At 36.0% G+C, this 6,370-nt stretch carries 6 protein-coding genes; 5 read left to right on the forward strand and 1 reads right to left on the reverse strand.

Going from position 1 to position 6,370, the window contains the following annotated elements:
• Positions 1-201 precede the first annotated feature (201 nt).
• From thiS to J5G60_RS15725, 5 genes are all read left to right on the forward strand, one after another.
• Positions 202-417 carry a sulfur carrier protein ThiS gene (thiS, locus tag J5G60_RS15705; protein ID WP_150357098.1) on the forward strand — a complete coding sequence of 72 codons (216 nt, stop codon included), beginning with the start codon at positions 202-204 and terminating at the stop codon, positions 415-417.
• Positions 407-1,228, forward strand: coding sequence for a HesA/MoeB/ThiF family protein (locus J5G60_RS15710; protein WP_150357097.1), 822 nt, complete (start codon positions 407-409; stop codon positions 1,226-1,228). The genes thiS and J5G60_RS15710 overlap by 11 nt, the downstream gene beginning before the upstream one ends.
• Before the next feature lie 13 nt (positions 1,229-1,241).
• Positions 1,242-1,652 (forward strand): M67 family metallopeptidase, encoded by a 411-nt coding sequence (locus tag J5G60_RS15715; RefSeq protein WP_150357096.1) that lies wholly within the window; start codon positions 1,242-1,244, stop codon positions 1,650-1,652.
• A 17-nt stretch (positions 1,653-1,669) separates the two neighbouring features.
• A complete protein-coding gene (locus J5G60_RS15720) occupies positions 1,670-4,003 on the forward strand; it encodes a sulfurtransferase TusA family protein (protein WP_150357095.1) in 2,334 nt (777 codons plus the stop codon).
• A gap of 69 nt (positions 4,004-4,072) precedes the next feature.
• Entirely contained in the window at positions 4,073-5,302 is a 1,230-nt protein-coding gene (locus J5G60_RS15725) for an O-acetylhomoserine aminocarboxypropyltransferase/cysteine synthase family protein (protein WP_150357094.1), read from the forward strand.
• 6 nt (positions 5,303-5,308) lie between these two features.
• Here the strand turns inward: J5G60_RS15725 and J5G60_RS15730 are convergent, their stop codons facing one another.
• Positions 5,309-6,214 carry an MBL fold metallo-hydrolase gene (locus J5G60_RS15730; RefSeq protein ID WP_150357093.1) on the reverse strand — a complete coding sequence of 302 codons (906 nt, stop codon included), beginning with the start codon at positions 6,212-6,214 and terminating at the stop codon, positions 5,309-5,311.
• Between the last annotated feature and the right edge of the window lie 156 nt (positions 6,215-6,370).

Below are 6,370 nucleotides of genomic sequence, written 5' to 3' on the forward strand. Positions count from 1 at the left end.
AGTTTTTCTTTTTTCTACTCATAGCTATAAGCTTTTTAGAACCACAGGTAAAACCTGTGGTATTCTGAATACAAAAAATGACTTTCTTGTAAATTATAACAGGAAAGTTTTTTATTTTGTCACAGTTTAAATTAAGTGTAAATTCTTTTTTCCAAAATGGTTAGAAGATAAAAATGTTAAATGAACAACGAGGAGGGTATCATGAAAGTAACAATTAATGGTAAAATTAAAGATATAAAGGAGGGAGTCACTGTAACAAAAATTTTAAAAATAGAAAATGTAGAAATGCCAGACATGGTTTCTGTTCAGTTAAATGACGAATTCATAGATAGAGCCAATTTTAACAACATCGTTCTAAAAGAAAATGACAAAATTGATTTTCTATACTTCATGGGGGGTGGAAATAGTGGATTTTAGTGAGGATCAGATAGAAAGGTATTCAAGACACATTATCCTGTCCGAAGTAGGTGTGGAAGGTCAGGAAAAACTTTTAAACTCCAAAATCCTCATTATAGGTACGGGCGGTCTGGGAGCACCTGCTGCCATGTATCTGGCTGCTGCAGGGATAGGAACTATAGGCCTTGTAGATGGAGACATAGTGGATCTTTCAAACCTTCAAAGACAGATAATCCATCGCACAAAGGACGTGGGAAAGGCTAAAGTTCAGTCCGGAAAAGAAACCATAAATGAATTGAATCCAGACGTAAATGTAATAACTTATAGGGAACTTGTAGACTCCAGCAATATCTTGGATATCATAAAGGACCAGGACTATGATTTTATAATAGACGGTACAGATAATTTTCCCGCCAAATTTTTAATAAACGATGCCTGTGTAATTTCCAAAAAACCATTTTCACATGGAGGAATAATAAGATTTCAAGGGCAGCTCACAACTTATATACCTGACAACGGTACTCCCTGCTACAGATGTATTTTTCAATCACCACCTCCTGCAGGTGTTGTACCAACCTGCAAGGAAGCAGGTGTTCTAGGTGTAATGGGAGGAATTATAGGATCACTTCAGGCAACAGAAGCCCTCAAGTATATACTTAAAATCGGCAGTACCCTTGCAGGATATCTTTTGACTTACAACGCAATGACAATGGAATTCAGAAAAATAAAGGTATCCAAGAACAAGAACTGCGGCATATGCGGTGAGCACCCTACAATAAAAAAGCTGATAGACTATGAACAGACAGCCTGTGATCTCAAAACAGCAAATTAAGCAGGTGATATTTATGATATATATAGACAAATTGCAATATGAAAAAATTTTAAAACAGGCCAGGGATGAATTTCCCGATGAATGCTGTGGTTATCTTGGAGGACTGGATTCTGGAAAAGATATTTTTATTAAAAAAATATACTCCTTGACCAATACAGATCACAGCAGCGAACATTTTTCCATGGATCCTGCCGAACAATTCAAAGCTGTAAAGCTCATGAGAAGTGAAAAATTTAATATGATTGGCAATTATCATTCTCATCCTTATTCACCTTCCAGGCCATCTGAAGAGGATAAAAGGCTTGCTTTTGATGACAAAATATTGTACGGAATTTTATCTCTTGAAAAAAAGAAACCAGTATTTAATTTGTTTAAAATCGACAAAGACAAAAATGTTGAAAAGCTTGAGTATGAAATAGTTTAAAAAAGGAGTGAGATATTATGATAAATATAAGTGAAGATCATTATAAATCCATAGAAGACATAAAAGAAAAATCACAGCAGTATTTAAACAATGCAATAGATCCTGTGAGATTTAAAGCTTTTAGGGTTTCCATGGGTGTATACGAGCAGAGAAAAAAGGAAACCTACATGGTGAGAACCAGAATACCCGGAGGAGTCATAACTTTAGAACAATTCAAACGTATAAGTGAACTTGCAGAAAAATATGCAAAAGGCAAATTGAAATTCACCTCCAGACAGGACATTCAATTTCAAAGTGTTGATTTGAAAGATGCCTATCCAATAATAAATTCTTTGATAGAAGTAGGCATAATAACAAAGGGCACTGGTGGAAATACCGTTCGAAATGTGGAGTGTTCCCCTCTTTCAGGTGTTTCAACAGACGACGTCTTTGACGTAACCCCCTATGTAAAAGCAGCCACCAATTACCTCATAAAAGATCCAACCACCATGAACATGCCCAGAAAATACAAGATAGCCTTCTCCAATAGTCCAGAAGATACGGGCAATGCAACCATATCCGATCTGGGATTCATTGCAAAAATAGTAGATGGCAGGAGGGGCTTTGAGGTATATGGGGCCGGAGGATTTGGCGGAAGTCCGAGAGTTGCTTTAAAGCTTAAGGATTTCATACCAGCAGATGAAATACTATACTATATACAGGGCCTTAAAAATGTATTTGAAGTCGAAGGAGACAGAACCAATAAAAATAAGGCCAGAATAAGGTTCATACTCATGAGACTGGGTGAAAAAAAATTTGTTGAAGAATTAAGTTCAGAGATAAACAAACTAAAGGAAAAAGGCGGTCTCAACATACAGGTGGATGAAAATGAATTTATACTACACCCTGATGCCAAGATTGTCCGGGACGTAAAGGTGGATGAAAAGCCTAAAAATGTACTGTTTCCGCAAAAACAGGAAGGCTACTATTCCGTCTATGTTCATCCTCAAAGCGGAAATTTAAAAGTTGAAAGCTTAAATAAAGTACTTGCTTTCATAGAAAATTTGAATTATAAAACATCCATCAGGGTTACAAACACCCAGGGATTTTTTATAAGAGATTTAAAGAAAAAAGATGCTGAAGCTCTTATAGAAATAACAGGCAGCTTTACTTCCATATACAACATAGATAACTCTGTAACCTGCGTGGGTGCTTCCACTTGCCAGCTTGGATTATGTCTTTCACAAAATCTGTTAAAAGCCATAAAGAAAGAATTTGAAGGTACATCACCTGAAATAAAAGCTGCCCTTCCAAGACTGTTTATATCAGGATGCCCAAATTCCTGTGCTCAGCACGAAAAAGGAGCCCTTGGCCTTCACGGCAGAGCCAGACGAACAAAAAACGGCCTGGTTCCAATGTACTCCATATCCTTTGGAGGAAAAATAGGATCAAATGTAGCCAGAATGGGAGATACCTATGGAGATGTACCTGCAAAGAAAGTTCCCCTGTTCATCCATGAACTTGCAGAACTAAAAATTAATTCCGGATATGAAGATTTTTATGATTTTCTGGATAACAGGTCATCGGATATAAAAACTCTTATGAGCAAGTACACCGATGTGGATAAATTTGTAGAAGATCCCGATATTTACTTTGATTTTGGAGCCTGCGAGAGATTTTCATTAAAGGGCAGAGGGCCTGGAGAATGCAGTTCCGGTGTAATGGATGTTATAAAACTGGATTTGTCAAATGCCAAATCCTCACTTGAGAAGTACAAAGACACAAAACAAAATTCCGATCTGTATTCCTCTGCACTGTCCTCGGCAAGAACCCTTCTGGTACTCAGAGGAGTGGATTCAAACAAAGACAGAGAGATATTTGAGGAATTCAACAAGAATTTTGTAGAGACAGGTTATGTAAAACCCTCAATTAAAAAGCTTTTTGAAGATCTCATAGACTACAAAATAGACGGTACAAATGATATATCCAGCAAAGCTTCAGAAGTAGAATACCTGTACAACAAAGTGGATGCAATGTATAGATCCTTAAACGGAAAATTGGAAATAACCCTTCCAAAAGAAGAGAATACGCAGTCAAAATCCTATAATGAAGACAATGGTGAAGTGAACGACCATGATAAAATTGGAGACCTTAAAATTGTGGATTTAAGAGGAGTAAAATGCCCTATAAATTTTGTAAAGGTGAAAATAGAACTTTCTAAAGTAAAATCCGGACAAAAGCTGGGATTTTATTTGGATGACGGCGATCCTATAAACAATGTTCCCCAAAGTGTAAAAAACGAGGGACACAAGGTAATCTTTAAAGATACAAACTATGATGGTTACAATCTATTGGTGATACAAAAAAAATAACATGAAGTCAATGGAGGGTGGTATGCTTGTCACACACCATCCTTCAAATAAATTACTGGGAGTGAAACAATGAAATTCAATACAAAACTCATACATGGAAATTTTAATATAGATTATACTGGAGCCACCAATACCCCCATCTACCTTTCAAATGCATATGCTCATAAAAGTGCAGAAAATCTAGAGGATATATTCACTGGAAAATCCATGGGCTATGCCTACACCAGGATATCCAACCCTACCGTCATATCTTTTGAAAGAAGAATGGCCAGCATAGAAGACGGACTAAGTGCAACATCTGCAGCATCGGGCATGAGCGCCATCTACCTTGCAATTATGAACGTATTGGAACCCGGAAACGAGATAATTGCTTCCTGTGGTCTCTATGGCGGCAGCTATACCTTGATAAGAAATTTAAAATCCTTTGGAATAAAGATAAAATTTTTAGAAGAATTAAACAAAGAATCCCTGGAACTGGCCATAAATGAAAATACCAGATTGGTTTTTGCAGAGACTATAGGGAATCCCAAGCTGAATGTTCTTGACATAGACCCTGTTTCAAAGATCTGCAAGCTGCACAATATTATTCTGATGATTGATTCAACCATGACAACTCCATATCTCATAAAACCTCTGCAGCATGGAGCAGATGTGGTAATACACTCCACATCCAAATACATAAACGGAACCTCCAACTCCATAGGTGGAATTATAATAGATGGTGGAAGCAGCAAATATTCTGACTCAAAATATAACAATTTTGAGCCTTATATAAAGAAATTCGGCAATATGTCCTTTACAGCCAAACTCAAAGATACAATAGGAAGAGATATAGGTCCTGCCATGTCACCCTTTAACGCATTTTTAAATCTTACAGGGGTGGAGACACTGGCTCTCAGAATGAAAGAACACTGTAAAAGTGCACTTACAGTGGCCAAGTATCTGGACTCTAACAAAAAAGTTTCAGAAGTAAACTATCCCGGCCTGGAAAGCTCCAAATACCATGACCTGATTAGAAAATATTATAAAAACGGAGCTGGTGGTATTTTAACTTTCAGACTGGGAACCAAAAAGAAGGCTTTTAATTTCTTAAACAGCCTGAAACTCATATTAAACCTTACAAATATAGGCGACACCAAATCCATAATAATTCATCCTTCTTCCACTATATGTTCCAATAATACAGAAGAAGAAAAAATACAAATGGGGATATATGATGATCTGCTAAGATTATCCGTGGGAATAGAGGATGTGGAAGACATAATAGAAGATATGGAGCAGGCTCTAGAAAATGTCTGAAAAGTTTTAATCAGGAGAATGTACTTTTGAATATTTAAGGAACCCACTATCTATGTTCAATTTTATAGCTCCCGTTTCATTTAAATACTCTACATAGGACTCAAGCATTTTCTTCATAATAGCATATTTGTATTTACTGTTTACATGCAGTGTAAATTCTTTTATAACAGCATTCATTATGTTTTCCATCGTCATAGAGTCCTCTATGGCATTATATATCTTTCTTGCTCTATTTCTATAAAAATGTATATTATCTGTTATAAGTTTTGTAATATCATCAAAAATACCTTTATGAGCCACTATATACTTACTACAGCTTAAATCATAGAGCTTTTTTTTGCTCTTTAAATCCTCTGTAAGTATATAGGCATAAGGCATCTTGGCTCCCTTCATAACTTCATAGCTTATGAGAGCATCTCCAAGATATGCAACATTGTCGGGAGTTACAATGCACATATGTGCAGGGCTGTGTCCTGGTGTATGAATAAGCTTAAATTCAATACCACCTACATTTATTCTGTCCTCATCATTTAAAATCAAAATATCAGTTTTACAGATCATACTGCCAAAATGCTCTTTGACTTCTGACAGCGTCTGGCTGTTGTAATAAAGTTTCAAATTTATTGCAGAACTGCAGATAAGACCCTCGTAAGCTGGCATGGCAATAACACATCCATATTTCTCCTTAAGATACGAATTATTCCCCACATGATCTATATGTGCGTGGGTGCATATTATTCCCTTAACCTTAAAGCCGTTCTCTTGAAGGATTCCATCTATTCCCTTTCTCTCTCCCTCTGCCCATCCTGTATCCAACATGATAATCTCCTTATCACTGATTTTATAAAAAGGTATATAAGTCATTCCCGTATCAATGCAAAACGTATTGTCTTTTACTCTTTTTACTTTCATAATTTATCTTTAGTAAACTTTACTAAAGCCCAATCCACCTCTTTTATAGCATTTTAATAAAATTCTTTGCAAATTACAGTTTTTCATCAATGTAAAAATTATAACATCAATAAACTCAGAAAGCTATAAAATATATTTTTATATAGAGATATTTAT

This window comes from Clostridium sp. HV4-5-A1G (genome assembly GCF_900184915.1).
Classification (GTDB): Bacteria; Bacillota; Clostridia; order Clostridiales; family Clostridiaceae; genus Clostridium_B; species Clostridium_B aromativorans.

What these genes read in the sequence shown, in the direction of transcription:
- J5G60_RS15720 (WP_150357095.1), top strand. Translation starts at nt 1,670, where the DNA reads ATGATAAATATAAGTGAAGATCATTATAAATCCATAGAAGACATAAAA.
- thiS (WP_150357098.1), top strand. Translation starts at nt 202, where the DNA reads ATGAAAGTAACAATTAATGGTAAAATTAAAGATATAAAGGAGGGAGTC.
- J5G60_RS15730 (WP_150357093.1), bottom strand. Translation starts at nt 6,214, where the DNA reads ATGAAAGTAAAAAGAGTAAAAGACAATACGTTTTGCATTGATACGGGA.
- J5G60_RS15715 (WP_150357096.1), top strand. Translation starts at nt 1,242, where the DNA reads ATGATATATATAGACAAATTGCAATATGAAAAAATTTTAAAACAGGCC.
- J5G60_RS15725 (WP_150357094.1), top strand. Translation starts at nt 4,073, where the DNA reads ATGAAATTCAATACAAAACTCATACATGGAAATTTTAATATAGATTAT.